Annotated in this window: 18 protein-coding genes; 10 read left to right on the top strand and 8 right to left on the bottom strand. The window is 60.7% G+C overall.

The features are described 5' to 3' along the window. Window positions 1-73 precede the first annotated feature (73 nt). Window positions 74-304 (top strand): helix-turn-helix transcriptional regulator, encoded by a 231-nt coding sequence (locus tag ABJ363_03170; GenBank protein ID MEP4377976.1) that lies wholly within the window; start codon window positions 74-76, stop codon window positions 302-304. A 221-nt stretch (window positions 305-525) separates the two neighbouring features. Beyond that, the gene (locus tag ABJ363_03165; GenBank protein ID MEP4377975.1) at window positions 526-1,050 is read left to right on the top strand and encodes a hypothetical protein; all 525 of its coding nucleotides are present in this window, start codon (window positions 526-528) and stop codon (window positions 1,048-1,050) included. Between the two features lie 6 nt (window positions 1,051-1,056). On the opposite strand, the gene ABJ363_03160 is transcribed toward ABJ363_03165, so the two are convergent. Genes ABJ363_03160 through ABJ363_03145 form a run of 4 tightly spaced genes read right to left on the bottom strand, consistent with a single transcriptional unit; the run spans window position 1,057 to window position 5,299 of the window. After that, a complete protein-coding gene (locus ABJ363_03160) occupies window positions 1,057-1,674 on the bottom strand; it encodes a hypothetical protein (GenBank protein ID MEP4377974.1) in 618 nt (205 codons plus the stop codon). Between the two features lie 8 nt (window positions 1,675-1,682). Beyond that, entirely contained in the window at window positions 1,683-3,932 is a 2,250-nt protein-coding gene (locus ABJ363_03155) for a xanthine dehydrogenase family protein molybdopterin-binding subunit (protein MEP4377973.1), read from the bottom strand. Beyond that, window positions 3,932-4,411, bottom strand: coding sequence for a (2Fe-2S)-binding protein (locus ABJ363_03150; protein MEP4377972.1), 480 nt, complete (start codon window positions 4,409-4,411; stop codon window positions 3,932-3,934). The genes ABJ363_03155 and ABJ363_03150 overlap by 1 nt, the downstream gene beginning before the upstream one ends. A 27-nt stretch (window positions 4,412-4,438) precedes the next feature. Beyond that, window positions 4,439-5,299: a xanthine dehydrogenase family protein subunit M gene (locus ABJ363_03145; protein ID MEP4377971.1), complete on the bottom strand. Its 861-nt coding sequence runs from the start codon at window positions 5,297-5,299 to the stop codon at window positions 4,439-4,441. A 257-nt stretch (window positions 5,300-5,556) separates the two neighbouring features. Between ABJ363_03145 and ABJ363_03140 the strand changes: the two genes are divergently transcribed. Then, window positions 5,557-6,078: an NUDIX hydrolase gene (locus ABJ363_03140; protein ID MEP4377970.1), complete on the top strand. Its 522-nt coding sequence runs from the start codon at window positions 5,557-5,559 to the stop codon at window positions 6,076-6,078. Window positions 6,079-6,112: 34 nt separating this feature from the next. Beyond that, a complete protein-coding gene (locus ABJ363_03135; protein MEP4377969.1) occupies window positions 6,113-7,600 on the top strand; it encodes an inorganic phosphate transporter in 1,488 nt (495 codons plus the stop codon). 73 nt (window positions 7,601-7,673) lie between these two features. Here ABJ363_03135 and ABJ363_03130 read toward each other — a convergent pair whose 3' ends face one another. From ABJ363_03130 to ABJ363_03115, 4 genes are all read right to left on the bottom strand, one after another. Continuing rightward, on the bottom strand, window positions 7,674-8,459 hold the full coding sequence (locus ABJ363_03130) for an SDR family oxidoreductase (GenBank protein MEP4377968.1): 786 nt from the start codon (window positions 8,457-8,459) through the stop codon (window positions 7,674-7,676). A gap of 96 nt (window positions 8,460-8,555) precedes the next feature. Next, window positions 8,556-9,791, bottom strand: a complete 1,236-nt coding sequence (fabB, locus tag ABJ363_03125) for a beta-ketoacyl-ACP synthase I (GenBank protein ID MEP4377967.1) — start codon at window positions 9,789-9,791, stop codon at window positions 8,556-8,558. 4 nt (window positions 9,792-9,795) lie between these two features. Continuing rightward, window positions 9,796-10,317, bottom strand: a complete 522-nt coding sequence (gene fabA, locus ABJ363_03120) for a 3-hydroxyacyl-[acyl-carrier-protein] dehydratase FabA (GenBank protein MEP4377966.1) — start codon at window positions 10,315-10,317, stop codon at window positions 9,796-9,798. Window positions 10,318-10,496: 179 nt separating this feature from the next. Then, on the bottom strand, window positions 10,497-11,393 hold the full coding sequence (locus ABJ363_03115) for a LysR family transcriptional regulator (protein MEP4377965.1): 897 nt from the start codon (window positions 11,391-11,393) through the stop codon (window positions 10,497-10,499). Window positions 11,394-11,966: 573 nt separating this feature from the next. On the opposite strand from ABJ363_03115, the gene ABJ363_03110 reads away from it, so the two are divergent. The 6 genes from ABJ363_03110 to ABJ363_03085 all read left to right on the top strand — a co-directional run bounded on the left by ABJ363_03110 (window position 11,967) and on the right by ABJ363_03085 (window position 17,580). Further along, a complete protein-coding gene (locus ABJ363_03110; GenBank protein MEP4377964.1) occupies window positions 11,967-13,481 on the top strand; it encodes a sodium:solute symporter in 1,515 nt (504 codons plus the stop codon). A 94-nt stretch (window positions 13,482-13,575) separates the two neighbouring features. Next, on the top strand, window positions 13,576-13,890 hold the full coding sequence (locus tag ABJ363_03105; GenBank protein ID MEP4377963.1) for a hypothetical protein: 315 nt from the start codon (window positions 13,576-13,578) through the stop codon (window positions 13,888-13,890). Between the two features lie 28 nt (window positions 13,891-13,918). Continuing rightward, window positions 13,919-15,064 (top strand): LLM class flavin-dependent oxidoreductase, encoded by a 1,146-nt coding sequence (locus tag ABJ363_03100; protein ID MEP4377962.1) that lies wholly within the window; start codon window positions 13,919-13,921, stop codon window positions 15,062-15,064. Beyond that, a complete protein-coding gene (locus ABJ363_03095; GenBank protein ID MEP4377961.1) occupies window positions 15,065-16,405 on the top strand; it encodes an LLM class flavin-dependent oxidoreductase in 1,341 nt (446 codons plus the stop codon). 120 nt (window positions 16,406-16,525) lie between these two features. Continuing rightward, window positions 16,526-16,978 (top strand): iron response transcriptional regulator IrrA, encoded by a 453-nt coding sequence (gene irrA / locus ABJ363_03090; GenBank protein MEP4377960.1) that lies wholly within the window; start codon window positions 16,526-16,528, stop codon window positions 16,976-16,978. Window positions 16,979-17,163: 185 nt separating this feature from the next. Beyond that, complete coding sequence (locus ABJ363_03085; protein MEP4377959.1) at window positions 17,164-17,580, top strand: rubrerythrin family protein; 417 nt, start codon at window positions 17,164-17,166, stop codon at window positions 17,578-17,580. The last annotated feature ends 62 nt before the right edge of the window (window positions 17,581-17,642 follow it).

Here is a 17,642-nt window from a genome sequence, read left to right as displayed (position 1 = left end):
ATCAGTAGAAAGTTGGTCACAATTGTTATTGGAATGAGAATGTCGTGGATAAGTACGCACTGGTTTTTCCGAAATGGCGCTCAAGACGTGCAACAAACTCCTGAAAGAGTTGAGATTGGAAGCAAAACTTTCCGTTAATCAGATGGCGAGAAAGGCTGAAGTTGATCGTGCAACTGTTAGCAAAGCTGAAACTGGGAAGAGAGTTCAGGAACTCTCTGTTGTCCGTTTAGTGGCTGCGCTCTCAGGGGAGCTGAAACGAAAAGTTTCGATTGAGGAAGTCTCAGAAGATGTCGAGAAAAAGTAGAGAGCAACTAGCGGAATTGTACGGGAGTCTCTCTGATCGAGAGGGTGATCTCTATCACATCGCGCATGCGCGAAAGCGTAATAGTGACGAGCCTTACGATAGCGGGAAACTCATAGCCGCAGATAAGCGAATTGGTCCGAACTTTACGAAGAAGTATCTATCGGCTGTTGCACGGTTTAGAAAATCTTCGTTTGAGCGACCTTAGCGGCTAAGCACATTCCATGCATGACGATGAAACGGAGTACTTATTCTCCGAAGAGCAGATGGCGTCCCGGTTTCAAGACTTGGGAGAAATTGTTCAGAACTTCGTCGACGAATATGAGAGTGAAACCGAGGCACCTTTAACTGTTGATTGGTCGCGGTTGTACGTCGTTGTGGTAAGTGCCTATGACGACGTCGCAAGGTTCAAAGCTTATCATCTTGAAGACCCACGCGCCGACCTTTCAGATGCAATTAAGCGGTCTGCGTTCCTCGTAAAATGGATTATTCGTGAGAAACCTCTATATTCCGGCGAAGATGGAAATCCGTTTGGCCCCCCGGTTCTTGCCAACGAAGCATTGGCCATACGAGTGGCGCTTTCAAACCTGACCGTCTACTGCGGCAGAGATTTGGATCTAACAGAAGAAAAGATTTGGGATTTCGTCTATGATTTTAAGTATCGGGATTTGCCGTCAGACGCATTAATATCTATTTTCCAAATGTTCGTAGAAATCGCGGAAAATGAATACCCGATAAACATTGCATAGTGTCTTCTATTGCCCGGAAAATTGGTTCACGTAAGTAATATTCGCGACGTCGATAAACGTGAGCGTCGAAGGTAGAAGTAAGAAGAACCAGCCGAGTCCATACAACAGGCTCATGGCAATCCTGGTTTTCCGGTTAGATTCGGACAGTGTGTAGAAGTGCTTTGTGAGCACATCGATTATCTCTTCTTCGTTTCGGTTTCTCCAGCTAGAGAAAGATATTCCGGTCGTTGAAGATCTTTCTGCTCCGTCTCGCCCGGCCTCCTTAGATAAAACCATCCCAATATCTGCAGCATACTTGCGAAGTCTGGCTGGTGTAATTATTGGCCTTTCCGACTCGACAAAACCTTTATCTGTATGATTCAATTTTACTTCTGCGGGGCAGAACATTTCAAAAATTCCAGCAGACACACCGATAAAGGTCAGCCCAAAGAAAATATAATAAACGCGATTCAAAGAATCTTCGGGAGCTCCTGAATCAAATACAAGGGTGAAAAAAGAAGAAAACTCTTGGTTGAGTATGATCAGGTAACCAATCGCAGGAGCCAATATTGTTAACTTGACAATATAGCTCCGAAAAAATCGGCTGGTTTTGTGCCATCTCCAATCAAAAGACACCTTGACCATTCCTCTTTTTACTCCGCAGCCTCGCGCACATCCAGCGCCGCGAGGATGCGCGGCGGCGATAGCGGCAGGTCGTTGAAGCGGATGCCGGTGGCGTTGTGGACCGCGTTGCGCACGGCCGCCAGGCCGGGCACCAGCGGCACCTCGCCGACCCCGCGCACGCCTTGCGGGTGCTTGGGGTTCGGGACCTCGATGATGTGGGTGTCGATCATCGGCAGGTCGGACGCGACGGGCATGCGGTAATCCAGGAAGCCGGGATTATCGACCTTGCCGTCCTTGTCGTAGAGGTATTCCTCGTTCAGGGCCCAACCAATGGCCTGGGCAGCACCGCCCTGCATCTGGCCCTCGACATAGGCCGGATGGACCGCCCGGCCCACATCCATGAGCACGGTGTAGCGGATCACCCGGGCGATCCCCAGCTCGGGGTCCACCTCGACATCACAGATATGCGTGCCGAAGCCGCCTTCCGCGCCCGTCGTGTTGACCTGGGCGCCGGCGCCGATGGGCCCGCCGGTCTCGTTGGCGCGGGCCGCCAGCTCGGCCAGGGTGAGCGGGTCGAACTTGCCGGCGTTGGCACCGGCCGGGCGGGCCTCTCCGTCTTCCCATGTCACCGCATCCGGGTCGATATCCCAGATCTTGGCGGCCAGCTCGCACAGGGTGCGGATGACCGTCCGGGTCGATTCCGTGACCACCATGGACGAGGCGAACAGGACGCGGCTGCCGCCGGTCAGGTTCGAGAAGCCGATGGTCGCCGTGTCGCCGATCAGGACCGAGATCCGCTTGTAATCGATGCCGAGCAGCTCGGCGCAGATGTTGGCGATGCCGGCGCGCGAGCCGCCGATATCCGGATGGCCGGTGGTGACGACGACATTGCCGTCCTCGGTGATGTTCACTTGCGCTGAGGATTCACCGCCCGCGTTGAACCAGAAACCACTCGCCACGCCGCGACCCTGGTTGGGGCCGAGCGGCGCGTTGTAATGCTCATGGGCCTTGGCCGACGTGAGGGATTCGACATAACCCATGACCGGATAGACCGGGCCGTGGACGGCTTCGGTGCCTTCCTTCGCGGCGTTCTTGAGCCGCAGATCCAGCGGATCCATGCCGATTTCCTCGGCCAGCTCGTCGAGCACGCATTCGACGCCGAAGGCGCCGATGGGCGCACCCGGGGCGCGATAGGCCGCGACTTTGGAGCGGTTGCAGACCACGTCGTAACCCAGCGTGTGGCCGTTGGGGATGTCGTAGGGCGCCAGCGCACAGCCGACCGCGCCGCGCACGGGCGCGCCCGGCAGTCCGCCGGCCTGCAGCCAGTAGAGGCCTTCCGCCGCAGTGATCGTGCCGTCCTTCTTGACGCCGATCTTGATCGTGGACTTGGAGCCCGACGTGGGTCCCGATGCGCGCATCACCTCTTCGCGGGTCATGGTCATCTTCACCGGCCGGCCGGACTTCTTCGACAGGATGGTCGCCAGCGGCTCGAGATAGACGATGGTCTTGCCGCCGAAGCCGCCGCCGATTTCGGCGGGGATCGCACGGATGTCGCTCTGGGTGAGACCCGTGAGCAGCCCCACCATGGCGCGGACCATGAACTGGCCCTGGCTCGACGACCAGATGGTGGTCTTGTTGTCGGACGCGACGCTCACCAGGCAGGCATGGGGCTCGATATAGCCCTGATGCACCGGCCGGGTCGTGAAGTCCCGCTCGATGACCACATCGGCCTCGGCGAAGCCGGCCTCGACATCGCCCTTGCTGTGCTCGATGGTGCCCGCGATGTTCGAGGGCTTGCCGTCGAACTCCATCCAGTCGTGCAGGATGGGGGCATCGTCGGCGAGCGCGTCGTCGATTTCAATCGCGTGGGGCAGGACGTCGTAGTCCACCTCGATGAGCTTGCAGGCCTCGGCCGCGATGGCCTCGGTCATGGCCGCGACGGCGGCGACCGGGTGGCCGTGGAACAGCGCCTTCTCGCGGGCCATCACGTTGCGGCACATCCAGCGCATGTCCTGAATGCCGAGTGCCACCGGCGTGTCGACGGGGAAGTCGACGATGTCGGCGGCGGTCATCACTGCCTTCACGCCGGGCAGGGCCTCGGCCTTCGACGTGTCGATGCTTTTGATTACGGCATGGGCGTGCGGGCTGCGCAGCACCTTGCCCCAGATCATGCCGGGCATGGATGTGTCGGCCGCGAAGGCTGCGCGTCCGGTCACCTTGTCGGCGCCGTCGGGACGGATCGTGTTTTCGCCGATCCACTTGTTGTTGGAATCGCTCATTAGCTTGCCCCCCGCATGTCGGCGGCGGTGTCGAGCACCGCGCGGATGATTTTGTCATAGCCCGTGCAGCGGCACAGATTGCCGGCCAGCCAGAACCGGACTTCGGTTTCCGTCGGGTCCGGGTTCTCGTCGAGCAGCGCCTTGGCCGCGATCAGCATGCCCGGGGTGCAGATGCCGCATTGCAGGGCGGCCTCTTCCAGGAATTTCTGCTGCAGCGGGTGCAGGGTCTCGCCCTCGGCCATCCCCTCGATGGTGGTGATCGCCTTGCCTTCGGCCTCGGCGGCCAGCATCAGGCAGGAACAGACGAGCGTGCCGTCGAGCGTGATCGAGCAGGCCCCGCAGTCGCCCGAGCCGCAGCCTTCCTTGGCGCCGGTCAGGTCGAGCTGGTTGCGCAGCACGTCGAGCATCGTCTCGTCGGGCGTGCACAGGAATTCCTCGGGCTCGCCGTTGATGGTGGTGGAAATGTGAAGTTTTGCCATGGTTCAGGCTCTCTCTTTTATCCGGACTTATGTTCGCAGCGAGCGTTCGGCGGCGATGGCGGCCGTGCGCTTCAGCAGGACCCCGGCGACCCGGGTGCGGTAGGCGATCGTGCCACGCTTGTCGTCGATCGGGTTGCAGGCCGCACTGCATGCCGCAGCGGCGGCCTCCAGCGCGCTGTCCTCGAGTTTGGTGCCGATCAGCGCCTTGGCGGCGTCCTCGACGAGCAGCACCGTCGGTGCGACGGCACCGAGCCCGACCCGGGCTGAGGTGCAGACCCCGCCTTCGAGGGTGAGGTTCACGCCGACACCGACGACGGCGATATCCATCTCGGTGCGCGGGATCATCCGCAGATAGGCGTCGCCCTGGCCGACCGCGCGGGGCGGGAAGGCGAAGCTGACCGCGATCTCGCCGGGCTTCAGGCTGGTCTTGCCCGGACCCGTGGGCACATCCTCGACCGCGATCTCGCGGCGCCCGTCGGGGCCCTGCACCGTCAGGATGGCGCCGGCGGCGACCATGGCCGGCACGCTGTCGGCGGCCGGTGAGCCGTTGCACAGATTGCCGCCCAGCGACGCGCGGCCCTGAATCTGGGTCGAGCCGATCAGGTTCAACCCCTCCAGGACACCGGGCCAGGCCGCGGCGAAGCCGGCATGCTTTTCGAGCGCGGCACCGGAGACGGCGGCGCCGACGATGAAGCCGCCCTCGGCGGTCTCCTCGATGCCCGTCACCTCGGCGATGTTCTTGATGTCGACGATCAGGCCGGGCGCGACCATGCCCGCCTGCATCTGGACCAGGAGGTCGGTGCCGCCGGCCAGGATGCGCCCTGCGCCACCGGCGCCCGCGTAGGCACCGATCGCGTCGTCGAGCGACGTCGGCGCCAGATACTGGATATCTGTCATGTTGAATTCCGCAATTGTTTCTCTTTCCCCACCCGCGGCCGTCCTGCTCTGGAGGGCAGAATTTCGATGGACCGCAGATATCCAAAGGCTACACGGCTCGGGCGGTCAGGAACAGCCCGACGATGGGGAAAATAGCCGCCGGATTCTGTCCCCAACCCGGAAGCTTGTATTCTCGTCTGAATCGGCCGGGTCGGACTAATGTGGGTTGCCACGAAAGTGCAATAAACAGGAAGCGCATCGGCCCATCCGTGTTCAAGTCACTGAAACCCGTTCAACAGGTTGCTGCCCTGCCGTTCGCCCTGCGTGACGGGAGTTTCGAGGTGTTGCTTGTGACCTCGCGCCGGAAACGGGAAAGCCACGAAGACGGGTCGCGCTGGATTCTGCCCAAGGGGTGGCCGAAGGGCCGCGAGACGCTGGCCGATTCCGCGATGCGCGAGGCGCAGGAGGAGGCCGGGGTCACCGGCGCCATCCATCCCATGCCTGTCGGCGAATACAGATACAGCAAGGCCATGCGAGCCGGCTATTCGGTGGATGCCCATGTGTTTGTTTTCGCGCTGCACGTCCATGAGGTGCGAGACAAGTGGCGCGAGCGCAAGAAACGTGATCGCCGCTGGCTCACCCTCGATGAGGCGGCTGAAACCGTCGGTGACGGGGATGCAGCGCGCCTCCTGACGCGCCTGTCCGCGCGCGGCGGGGAGACGCTGCACACCATTCTTGCCGAAATGGAGACCGGGTGCGGCGATACGCCGGCACCGGGCCCGGCCGTCTGATGGCCGGTATCAGGGTGACCCGAAAGGAAGACCGATGAGCTTGACCAAGCAAACCCTCGACAAGGACCTGGAGAAGCTCGTTCATGTCGAGGCGGCGACCCGTTCGATGGCCGGCGGCCTTCGCTCGCATGGGATTGCGGTGATTTTCCTGGGCCTGTCCGCGTTGCTGGCCGCGGCCCTGGTGGGGTTGTCGTCGGACACGGCGATGGTCGTCGTTGCGGCCATCCTCGGTGGTTACATGGCGCTGAATATCGGCGCCAACGACGTGGCCAACAATGTCGGCCCGGCGGTGGGATCGCGCGCGCTGACCATGTTCGGCGCGCTGGTCATCGCCGCCGTCTTCGAAAGCGCGGGCGCGCTGCTGGCGGGCGGTGACGTGGTCAACACGATCTCCAAGGGGATCATCGACCCGTCGCTGGTGGAGGATTCGAGCATCTTCGTGCTGGCGATGATGGCGGCGCTGATCTCGGCGGCGCTATGGGTCAATCTCGCCACCTTTGTCGGCGCGCCCGTGTCCACGACCCATTCCGTCGTCGGCGGGGTCATGGGCGCGGGTATCGCCGCCGTCGGTTTCCAGCTCGTCAACTGGGGCACGATGGGCGCAATCGCGGCGAGCTGGGTCATCTCACCGGTACTCGGCGGGGTGATCGCCGCCGGGTTTCTCGCCTTCATCAAGATCAACCTGATCTACCGGGACGACAAGATCGCCGCAGCCCGGCGATGGGTGCCCATGCTGGTGGCGATCATGGCCGGCGCGTTTGCCTGGTACCTGGCGGTCAAGGGTTTCAAGCGTATCTGGCGGCCGGACATACAGACCGTCATCATCGTCTCTCTGGTCACATTCGCGGCCGTGTGGGTGATCATGCGCCCGCTGATCCGCCGCCAATCCAAGGGCATGGAGAACCGAAACCAGTCGCTCCGGGTGCTGTTCCGGATACCGCTGATCTGTTCGGCCGCCCTGCTGTCGTTTGCCCATGGTGCAAACGACGTGGCCAACGCCATCGGCCCGCTGGCGGCGATCATCTCGACGGTTCAGTCAGGCGACATCGCCAGCAAGGTGGAGGTGCCGATCTGGATCATGACCATCGGCGCATTTGGCATCAGCCTCGGCCTGTTCCTTTACGGGCCGAAACTCATCCGCATGGTCGGCGATCAGATCACCAAGATGAACCCGATGCGCGCCTATTGCGTGGCGCTTTCCGCGGCGATCACGGTGATCATCGCATCCTGGCTCGGCCTGCCGGTCAGCTCGACCCATATCGCGGTCGGCGCTGTGTTCGGCGTCGGCTTTTTTCGCGAGCATTACACCAGGCGTTCCAAACGGCGGCGCGAGATGGTCACGCGCGCGGGCAAGTCGGACGTGGACGCGGAGGAAGCGCCGCTGCCGCCCGAGGTGTTGCGGCATCGCCGGCTGGTCCGCCGTTCCCACTTCCTGACAATCATCGCAGCATGGGTGATCACGGTGCCGGCCACGGCGATCATGTCGGCGCTGGTCTTCTTCGGGCTGTCGCTGGTGGTTTAGGGCGAAACGCCGACGCCGAAACGAGAACGGCCCCCGGAGGGGCCGTTTCTCATGCGTTTATTGCAGATGTGCGTCAGTCGCCGTTTCGCGCCGCCGGGTCGGGCATGCCGACCGTATTGAAGCCGCAATCCACATAGTGGATCTCGCCCGTGACCGCCTTGGACAGGTCCGACAGCAGATAAAGCCCCGCGCCGCCGACATCGTCGAGCACGACGTTGCGCCGCAGCGGTGCGGTCTCGCGGTTGTAGTTGTAGACCTGCCGCGCGGAGCCGACCGCGGAGCCGGCAAGGGTGCGCATGGGGCCGGCCGAGATGGCGTTGACCCGCAGCCCGTCCGGGCCGAGGTCCGAGGCGAGATAACGCACGCTGGCTTCCAGCGCGGCTTTCGCGACCCCCATGACATTGTAATTGGGCATGACCGCCTGGGCGCCGTGGTAGGTGAGCGTCAGCAGCGATCCGCTGTCGGTCATCAGTGCCGCGGCGCGCTGGGCCACGGCCGTGAACGAGTAACAGGAGATGTTCATGGTCTGCAGGAAGTTCTCCTGGGACGTGTTCACATACCGGCCCTTGAGTTCCTCCTTGTCGGAGTAGGCGATGGCGTGGACCACGAAGTCGATCCCGTCCCAGGTGTCGGAGATGGCGTTGAAGGCGGCATCGAGGCTCTTCGTGTCCGACGCGTCGCACTGGACCATGGCGGCGGCGTCGACGGATTCCGCCAGCGGGCCGACCCGGCGCGCGAACGAGTCCGACTGATAGGTGAAGGCCAGGTCCGCCCCCTGTGCGGCGACCGCGCGCGCGATCCCCCAGGCGATGGAATGGTCGTTGGCGACCCCCATGATGAGGCCGCGTTTGCCGGCCATCAGGCTTCCGGTGGCGGGTTGTCCGTCCATGGCGTCGGCCTGTTTCAGGGTTGCGGGGCTGGGTTCAGGCGTGGGCGCGTGTGCGTCGGCCATGGGCTAGCCCTCGTGCCGCTGGAAGGCCAGCGTGGCGTTCGTCCCGCCGAAGCCGAAGCTGTTCGACATCACGCAGTTGAGCCCGGCATTGTCGATCCGCTCGGTGACGATCAAGGCGTCGCCGGCGTCGGGATCGAGTTCCTCGATATTCGCCGAAGCCGCGATGAAGTCGTGCTCCATCATCAACAGCGAGTAGATCGCCTCATGGGCGCCGGTGGCCCCCTGGGAATGGCCGGTCAGGGACTTGGTCGAGGCGACATGCGGGCGTTGCGCGCCGAAAACCTCGTTGATGGCCCCCAGCTCGATCATGTCGCCGACCGGGGTCGAGGTGCCGTGGGCGTTGATATAGTCGACGGTCTGGTTGCCCAGCCCGGCGGTCGCCATGCGCATGCAGCGCACCGCGCCCTCGCCGGACGGGGCGACCATGTCGACGCCATCCGACGTCGCGCCGTAGCCGACGAGCTCGCCATAGATCTTCGCGCCGCGTGCCTTCGCGCGTTCCATCTCCTCGAGCACCACCACGCCGGCGCCGCCGGCGATCACGAACCCGTCGCGGTTGACGTCGTAGGGCCGCGAGGCGCGCCCGGGCGTGTCGTTATATCTGGACGACAACGCGCCCATCGCGTCGAACAGAACGGTGAGCGACCAGTGGAGCTCTTCCGCGCCGCCGGCAAAGACGATGTCCTGCTTGCCCATCTGGATGAGCTCGCCACCGTTGCCGATGCAGTGGGCGCTGGTCGAGCAGGCGGAGCTGATCGAGTAGCTGAGGCCGCGCGTCTTGAACGCGGTGGACATGTTGGCCGACAGGGTCGAACACATGGCCTTGGGCACGGCATAGGGGCCGACGCGTTTCGGGCTTTTCTCGCGCGCGGTATCGGCCGCTTCGACCATGGCCGATGTGGACGGTCCGCCCGAACCCATGACCAGGCCCGTACGCTCGTCGTGGATGTCGGCGTCGGTCAGGCCGGAATCGGCGATGGCCTCGGCCATGGCGATATAGTTATAGGCCGCGCCGTCGCCCATGAAGCGGCGCAGCTTGCGGTCGATATGGTTGTCGAAGTCCACGTCCGGCGCGCCATGTACATGGGAGCGGAAGCCCATCTCGGCATAGACGTCCGAGTGGACGATGCCGGAGCGGCCGGCCTTCAGGCTGTCGGTCACCTCGGCGGCGTTGGCGCCGATCGGCGAGACGATGCCCAGCCCGGTGACGGCGACGCGTCGTAATCCGTTGTTGCTCATGCGCCTACTCCTTGCTCGGCGGGAACAGCCCGACCTTGAGACCGGCCGTGGTGTACACCGTTTCGCCGTCGAGTTCGGCCAGTCCGTCGGCGATGGCCAGCGCCACACCGCGCTTGATGACCTTCTTGACGTCGATCTGATAGCGCAGAAGCTTGCCTTCCGGTTTTACCTCGCCGGCGAATTTGACCTCGCCGACGCCCAGCGCGCGGCCCGGGCCCGGCAGGCCCTGCCAGCCGAGGAAGAAGCCGAGCAGCTGCCAGAGCGCGTCGAGACCCAGGCAGCCCGGCATAATGGGGTCGCCCTCGAAATGGCATTCGTAGAACCACAGCGCCGGCTTTATATCGAGCTCGGCGGTGATCAGGCCCTTGCCGTGGGCGCCGCCATCATCGGAAATCTCGGTGATGCGGTCGAACATGAGCATCGGTGGCAGGGGTAATTGCGCATTGCCCGGCCCGAACAACTCGCCATGTCCGCACTGGATGAGGTCTTCGTAGGAGAAACTGGATTTCTGGGTGAAATCATTCATGCCGGTTTCGCTTCTAACGCTCTGAATGTGGAACTTGGCCCGTTCTAACAGTTGTTCCCCGAACTGTCCGCAATTTACGCGCCGTATTCGGAACCATATTTCTGCCCCTCCTGCCTTGTCCAGCAGGGAAAAGGGCGGTCATTCCGCCACTTATCGGGACTGAGATGTGGTTGAGACAGTTAGGCGCCGGCGTCGATTTCTTGTGCCGTATGTGCCACTTGGGCTGCGAATTTCTCGATCCCCTTATGCTTCAGGGAAAACATCCAGTAGGAGATGGGAACCGCGGTGCGGGTAAGGCGGATCAGCTTTCCGTTTTCGATCAGCCGCTGCGCTGCGCGTTGGGGCACAACGCCGGGAAACCGGCCACTTTCGATCACGGAGAGTACCGCAGCGGTTGAGTGGAGCGTCAGTCCGGACGGCACGGCCGATTGCCGCTCATCCGAAAGCGGGTTCAGTACATTGTTGGCAAACGATTCCAGATCCGTGCCTGACTCCCAAACCGCCGGAACATCATAATTCGAAGCCGTGCCGTCCGGAGGCAGATCAAGTGTGCTCGCACAATCTTGGGTCGCACAAAGCAACATCGCGTCTTCGAACACACTGAAGTAGCTAAACTCTGCGTGTCCCGGCGTGCTCTCGCTCACCCCTGCATCGGCGGTGCCGCGCATCACCCAAGCGGAAACCTCGTGCCGCGTTCCGGATATGATGTCGATGTTGTCGAACTCGGTCGTATCGTCCATCTGAGACAGAATGCGGGGCATCCAGTGGTCATAGGCATTGCGGGTGCAGGCAATGATCATCCGCGTCCGCCCCGAATCGCGGAAACTTTCGACGCGTCGGATCATGAGGTCCACATCACCAATGATCCGCTCGGCCTCGCCCAGGAGGATCTGTCCGGCCTCCGTGCCGACGACCCGGCGTCCTTGCCGCTCGAACAGCGGCAACTCAAGTTCGGTTTCCAGTTTTCGGATGCAACTGCTCACGGCAGATTGGGTTATGCCCAGGCGCTGCGCAGCAAGCGTGAAGCTGCCGTATCTGGCTGCTTCAAGAAATATCTTCAGCTGTTCGAGCGTCATGTCGTCGTCGTGCCGCAGTTCGCGCGGATCAATGAAGACCCTGTCTACATTTCCATTGCCGGGGCAAATGAACGGCCTGCCGCAGCGGTTAGTATAAAATCAGCAAGTTCCATGCCAGCGTTCCCGGAAGCGGTCGTATGCCGTGAAAGCGACCGAAAATCCGGCCGTTTCCGTCTATCACGCGCAGCTTCGCGTGGGTGTTGAATGCCGGCCCGAATCATGAAGTGCACTTCTCGAATGCTGCACTGCAAAACAGTTGTGCATAATTCTTATCTCGAATTAATCAAACTTATGAGTCGAGATGGAAGGGTGGTGGAGGTCGGCTCATTCATAAACACCCCGCTCGATGCATTAATCAAACTGATGAATGACGGCCGGTTGGATGTTCCAGAACCGGCGCGTTGCTGCATGAAAGAGCATCGACCGGTCGTTGTGGCTAAATATCGGGCGATGACAGTCGACTCACTTCACATGGCATGTAATTCGCAATCTTCCTTGTAGGGCGCAGAAATCCCGTTTCGGGGTGGCGCCGTTTCAATTGCGCTGTTTGCGCAAGAACAAGGAGTGCTGTTCATGGACAAGTCGGCATTGATTCCTTCGGCGGATATGACGTTGGGGCTGGGTCTCGTTCTCATGGTGGGAACGGGCATCGTCTTCCTGGTGATTGCGTATGTCATCCGGAATAAACTCGTGCGGAACACTCACGATTTCATCATCTCGAATCGTCGCGTCGGCCTTGGCTTTGGCGTGGGTTCCGTGATCTCGGTCTGGACCTGGGCGATGGCGGTGATGATGAGTACCGCGATGACCTTTCAGTGGGGTCTTTCGGGCTTGTTCTGGTTTGTCGTACCGAACGGATTGGCTGTAATGGCCGTGGTGCCGCTCGCCAAAATTCTTCGCAAGAAGATGCCGAATGGCTACACGATCAGCGAATTTGCCTTCAATCGGTTCAATCATTCCAACGTTGCGGCGGGCGTCGTGACGGTCACGATGATCTTTGGAATCCTGCTGGAAATTCTTATCAACCTGAAGGGCACCTCCGTCGTCATGTCGACGGTCTTCCCGATCGACTGGAAGGTGGCGACGATCCTGACCGTCGTGGTTGTGCTCGCCTACTCGTATTTCGGGGGTCTGTGGACCAGCGTGATGACGGGGACGATCAACACATGGATGATTACCGTACCGGCTGCACTGGTTGTGGTGTTTGTATTCGGCATGATCGATGGCGGTGCCACCACGGTATTCAACGCGGTGAAGGCGTCGGATTCGAGCAACCTGTCGATCTTCGAGGCAGACGCCGCGGCCGGGTTCGGCATCACGCTCGCGTTCGGTCTTCTGGCCGCGACTGTGGCGGATCAAACCTTCTGGCAGAAGGTCTGGGCGATTCGCCCCAACCAGGTGGGCCGGACATTCTTATGGGCCGGCGCGTTGTTTTATCCGATCCCGATCTGTCTCGGCATGCTGGGCCTGGTTGCGCTGGGTTTCGGCCTCAGTGCAGCGGATGTGGGCGGCGATATCGTTGCCGTCGGTCCTTATGTCGTGAGCCATATCGGTTTGCCGACGGTCCTGGTCATCGCCTATGTGCTGGCGATTCTGGCGGCCTGCTATTCCACGATCGACGGTGCGAGTTCGGCTTTGTCGTCCATTGTGGCGGTCGATATCGTCAAGCGGTTCACGCCGAACGTGGCCGAATCAAAGCTGTTCTACATCACCAAGCTGTCGATGTTTGCCGGCGGTGTGGTCTCGGCAATCATAGTTCTCTCCGGGGTCGACTTCACGTCGCTGGTCCTGACGACCTATGCGCTGAAAACGTCGATTCTTTTGCCGTTGGTCCTCGCGATTCTCTGGTCACGGACGACCACGGTGGGATTCGTCGGCGGTATTTGTCTCGCCATTCTGATCGGGATGCCCCTGCGGTCCATGTACGGAGAACTCGTGGGCACATTGTCGATCCTGGGCATCAGTGGCGCGGCTGTCATCGTTACGGGCCTTCTCAAGAACGAGACTTTCAACATGGACACTCTCACGGGTGATGTAGCGCTGGAAGAAGAAGACCCAATCGTGACAACGGAAAGTGCCACGGCCTGAGAAAACCCTGGTCCTGCCGGGCGGGAGGTTCCCCCGACCGTCCAGCAGAGGCCAGGGCGGATCAACTCCTGACGATTAGAAAGAGAGCCTGATTATGAGCACCATTGAACTTGTTTTCCTGTTTTCCGCGGTCGCCGCGACCGCGCTGTTTGTTGTCGGATATGCGCGTGGGGCGAAGACGGCCATGGCCACCTACGACACTGCCGGCATGGAGATAGACGAACACGGTGATGTCCAGTCATTCGGCTGGCAGATTGCTGCGGCCGTGGTGGCCGCCTCGGCCATAATTGGTTTGGTCGGCGTGTTTCCGGCCTTCATCTATGTCGGCCCCGCCCTCGCTATTGTGACCGCCGCCGTAAACGGCATTGCGTTCTTCATGGAACGGACCTCGGTGAAGGCCCTCGACTAGACGGTGACGGATACCGGGAGTCGCTGGCGTGCGAATAGGTATTTGGTTGCCGGTCTATGGTGGTTGGCTGAGAACAATCGATCAGCCCGCCGAACCTGATGTTTCTGCCTGCCTCGCAATCGCGCAGCAGGCAGAGGCCATGGACTTCGATTTTCTGTATGCGTCCGAAAACCTTCTGAACTGCATTCATGGTCCACAGGAATCCGTCGCGGACGCCTGGACGTTGCTGGCTGCGATCGCTGCCGGCACTTCGCATATCAATCTTGTCGGCGCCGTGAAACCGGGTTTCCGCTCCCCCTTGCTGGTTGCGCGCATGATCGACACGCTGACCCGGATTGCCGGGCGGCGCCTCGGGATGAATGTGGTCTGCGGGTGGTGGCGACAGGAGTTTGACCTGTCCGGCGTCGAATGGCTGGATCATGCAAAGCGTTATCGCCGGGCTGAATCATTTCTTCAGGCGTTTGGCGGTTTTTTCAACCCGCCCGCCGCGCGCCCGGCTGAAAGTGACGAGCTGGCGGGAGACAGGGGTGCCTATTCGCGGCCATCCTACGGGCTGGACGTGGATGCATTCCCGGAAATTTGGGCCAGCGGACATTCTGCCGAAGCGACCCGGTTGGCTGCGGAATGGTGCGGGCACCTTTTCCTCAATGGCATGTCGGACGATGCGCTCGTCCGGCATATCGGATCGGTGCAGCAAGTCACCCGGCAATGGAACCGCACGGTCTCGATCGCCCTCAACGCCTACGTGATTGCCGCCGAGACACGTGACCAGGCGCTTCGGCGCCGCGAAATGGTGATTGAAAACAGAGATATAGAGAAAATCGCCTTTTTTCGGGACGTCATGGAGGAATCGGATTCTTCGGCCTGGGCGGGCTTGAACGATCTCCAGATGGTCGATTCCAACTCGGGTTTCGATGCCGGCCTGATCGGCAGTTTTGAAGATGTACGTGAACGCCTGGTCGAGCTTGCCGAACTCGGTGTGGACACCATCGTTTGCCAGTTTGACGACCCGATGCGCGATGCCGGGCCATTCATGAAACAGGTCATACGTCCGCTTCGCGTTGAACTCGCGGAACGCGTGGACGCCTTCCGGCATGTTGCGGGCCGCGATCCCATGCCCGGAAGGTCGAATTTATCCCCTGACACAAAGTCCCGTCCCACTAAGGAGACATGAATGCCCTCGTCCCAGAAGAAGAAAGCGCATTTGCTCGGATTCATCCAGCACGGAGTCAATAGTCATGCCACCGGCATGTGGCGCAATACGCGCGACAAGATCGGCTATCACTTTTCACGGCCGGAATACTGGCAACATATGGCGCGGACCATGGAGCGCGGATTGTTCGACGCGATGTTCATCGCGGATGAACTCGCGCCCTACACGACCCATAAGAACACTTCGGATGCCATCGTCCGGTACGCTGTTCAGTGTCCGACGCACGAGCCGTCGACAATCGTTCCGATTATCACCGGTGCAACGAAGCATCTCGGGGTTGGCGTGACGCTTTCGACGATGTTCGTACATCCCTATTCAATGTGTCGTCTGCTTTCCAGTCTCGATCATCTCTCCGATGGCAGGGTCGCCTGGAACGTGGTCAGTTCCTATTCCAAGAGCGAGTGGGAAGCCTACGGATATGAAGATATGGTGCCGCGCGCGGAACGTTATGAGCGCATGGAAGAGTATATGGAGGTTTGCTACGAACTCTGGGATTCGTGGGACGATGACGCAATTCTCGCCGACAAGGAATCCGGTATCTATGCGGATCCCGACAAGGTGCGGATCGTCGATCACGATGGGCAGTACTTCAAATGTCGCGGCCGACACTTCTGTGCGCCGTCGCCGCAAAAACGTCCGGTGGTCTGGCAGGCGGGTTCTTCGGACCGCGGACGGGACTTCGCCGCGAAGCACGCGGAGGCCATTTTTGCAGTTCACCCTGGTGTGGAACGGATGCGTGCCTATGCTGACGATATCAACAATCGACTGGAATCAAAATTCGAGCGCCCCGAAGGCAGCGTGAAGCTCATCTACGGCATGCAGACGGTCGTTGCCGATACGAAATCCGAAGCGGAAGAAAAGTACGACAGGATCAAGTCCTGCGTTCCCCTCGAAGGTGCCCTGGCATGGATTTCGGGTCACTTTGGACTCGATTTCTCCTCCTTTGATTTGGACGACCATGTTCAGAATATCGAAGTGCCGGGTATTCAGGGCCTTTTTGAATCGATCCTTTATGCGAAGGATCCTGCCGGGAAGGTGCCCGTGACGGTAAAAGAGGCCGCGTTGATATATGCGCAGGGGATGGGGATGCCTGTGGCGGTCGGGACGGCAAAGGATATTGCCGATCAGATGGAGTACTATCTCGATGAAGGAGGCGCGGACGGCTTCATGCTGGCTGCAACCTATACGCCGGGCTGTTTCGAAGAATTTGCCGACTATGTCGTTCCGGAACTTCAGCGGCGGGGCCGCTATCGAACCCAGTACACGGGCTCCACTCTCCGGGAAAACCTACTGGCGTACTAGGCCGGACTATCTTTCGGCAGACAAATCGGTTTAGTGAAACATCCATGATTTATAGTGCGTTATACGTTTTCTTCGAAACATTCCTCTTTACATATCACGTGAAAAACCCATATTGGGTCCATGAGTGACGCACATGATGATACCCAAGAGCGGCCCTATGCCGATGCGCTGCGGCGGTTGAAGGCGGCGGGCCTGCGCCCGACCCGGCAGCGGCTCGCGCTGGGCAAGCTGCTGTTCGACGCCGGCGATCGTCATGTGACCGCGGAGCAGCTCCATGGCGAGGTGGGCGCTCAGGGCATCAAGGTTTCCCTCGCGACGATTTACAACACCCTCAACCAGTTCACGGACTCCGGCCTGCTGCGGGAGGTCGTGGTGGCGCCGGGCCGCTCCTACTTCGACACGAACGTGTCCGATCACCATCATTTCTTCTATGAAGACGACGGCGCGCTGCAGGATATTCCGGGCGACCAGATCGCGCTCGCCGCGATGCCGCAAGCGCCTGCCAACGCGGAAGTGTCCCGGGTCGATGTGATCGTCCGGCTGCGCCGCGCAAACGATACTCGTTCACAATAAATTGCATGTTCCCAGTGTGATGAAATATAGTTTGGAAATATTCCAATATATTGACTCACACCTGAAACCTTGTCATATTGGCGGCGTATGAATTTTCCCGGGCGGTGGTTTATCCGTCGTCCCGTACAGAAAAACCATCCGGCGCAAACGGGTGGATGGACAAACCAACTTCAAGGAGGCGCGTGATGTCGCTCAAGGGTTCCAAGACCGAAGACAATCTCAAGGAAGCGTTCGCGGGCGAAAGCCAGGCGAACCGCCGTTATCTCTATTTCGCCCAGAAGGCGGACGTCGAGGGCTACAACGATGTCGCCGCGGTGTTCCGCTCGACCGCCGAGGGTGAGACCGGCCATGCCCATGGTCATCTCGAATTCCTCGAAGAGACGGGTGACCCGGCCACGGGTGAGCCGATCGGCCCGACCTCGGACAACCTCAAGGCCGCGGTTGCCGGCGAGACCCACGAGTATACCGACATGTACCCGGGCATGGCGCGCACCGCGCGCGAAGAGGGTCATGACGAGATCGCCGACTGGTTCGAGACCCTCGCCAAGGCCGAGAAGAGCCATGCGGGCCGCTTCCAGAAGGCGCTCGACGAGCTCGACTGATTAATTCCGGGGCCGCGGAAGACTGCGGTGGCCCCGGCTTTCACGTTTTGGGTGGATTTGAT

The organism is Alphaproteobacteria bacterium (genome assembly GCA_039980135.1).
Lineage (GTDB): Bacteria > Pseudomonadota > Alphaproteobacteria > UBA6615 > UBA6615 > UBA8079.
Note: the sequence above shows the minus strand (reverse complement) of the source record. Positions and strands in the feature narration are given on the sequence as shown.

What these genes read in the sequence shown, in the direction of transcription:
- ABJ363_03115 (MEP4377965.1), bottom strand. Translation starts at nt 11,393, where the DNA reads ATGACGCTCGAACAGCTGAAGATATTTCTTGAAGCAGCCAGATACGGC.
- ABJ363_03150 (MEP4377972.1), bottom strand. Translation starts at nt 4,411, where the DNA reads ATGGCAAAACTTCACATTTCCACCACCATCAACGGCGAGCCCGAGGAA.
- ABJ363_03155 (MEP4377973.1), bottom strand. Translation starts at nt 3,932, where the DNA reads ATGAGCGATTCCAACAACAAGTGGATCGGCGAAAACACGATCCGTCCC.
- ABJ363_03160 (MEP4377974.1), bottom strand. Translation starts at nt 1,674, where the DNA reads ATGGTCAAGGTGTCTTTTGATTGGAGATGGCACAAAACCAGCCGATTT.
- ABJ363_03135 (MEP4377969.1), top strand. Translation starts at nt 6,113, where the DNA reads ATGAGCTTGACCAAGCAAACCCTCGACAAGGACCTGGAGAAGCTCGTT.
- ABJ363_03095 (MEP4377961.1), top strand. Translation starts at nt 15,065, where the DNA reads ATGCCCTCGTCCCAGAAGAAGAAAGCGCATTTGCTCGGATTCATCCAG.
- ABJ363_03170 (MEP4377976.1), top strand. Translation starts at nt 74, where the DNA reads ATGGCGCTCAAGACGTGCAACAAACTCCTGAAAGAGTTGAGATTGGAA.
- irrA (MEP4377960.1), top strand. Translation starts at nt 16,526, where the DNA reads ATGAGTGACGCACATGATGATACCCAAGAGCGGCCCTATGCCGATGCG.
- ABJ363_03165 (MEP4377975.1), top strand. Translation starts at nt 526, where the DNA reads ATGCATGACGATGAAACGGAGTACTTATTCTCCGAAGAGCAGATGGCG.
- fabB (MEP4377967.1), bottom strand. Translation starts at nt 9,791, where the DNA reads ATGAGCAACAACGGATTACGACGCGTCGCCGTCACCGGGCTGGGCATC.
- ABJ363_03110 (MEP4377964.1), top strand. Translation starts at nt 11,967, where the DNA reads ATGGACAAGTCGGCATTGATTCCTTCGGCGGATATGACGTTGGGGCTG.
- fabA (MEP4377966.1), bottom strand. Translation starts at nt 10,317, where the DNA reads ATGAATGATTTCACCCAGAAATCCAGTTTCTCCTACGAAGACCTCATC.
- ABJ363_03085 (MEP4377959.1), top strand. Translation starts at nt 17,164, where the DNA reads ATGTCGCTCAAGGGTTCCAAGACCGAAGACAATCTCAAGGAAGCGTTC.
- ABJ363_03105 (MEP4377963.1), top strand. Translation starts at nt 13,576, where the DNA reads ATGAGCACCATTGAACTTGTTTTCCTGTTTTCCGCGGTCGCCGCGACC.
- ABJ363_03130 (MEP4377968.1), bottom strand. Translation starts at nt 8,459, where the DNA reads ATGGCCGGCAAACGCGGCCTCATCATGGGGGTCGCCAACGACCATTCC.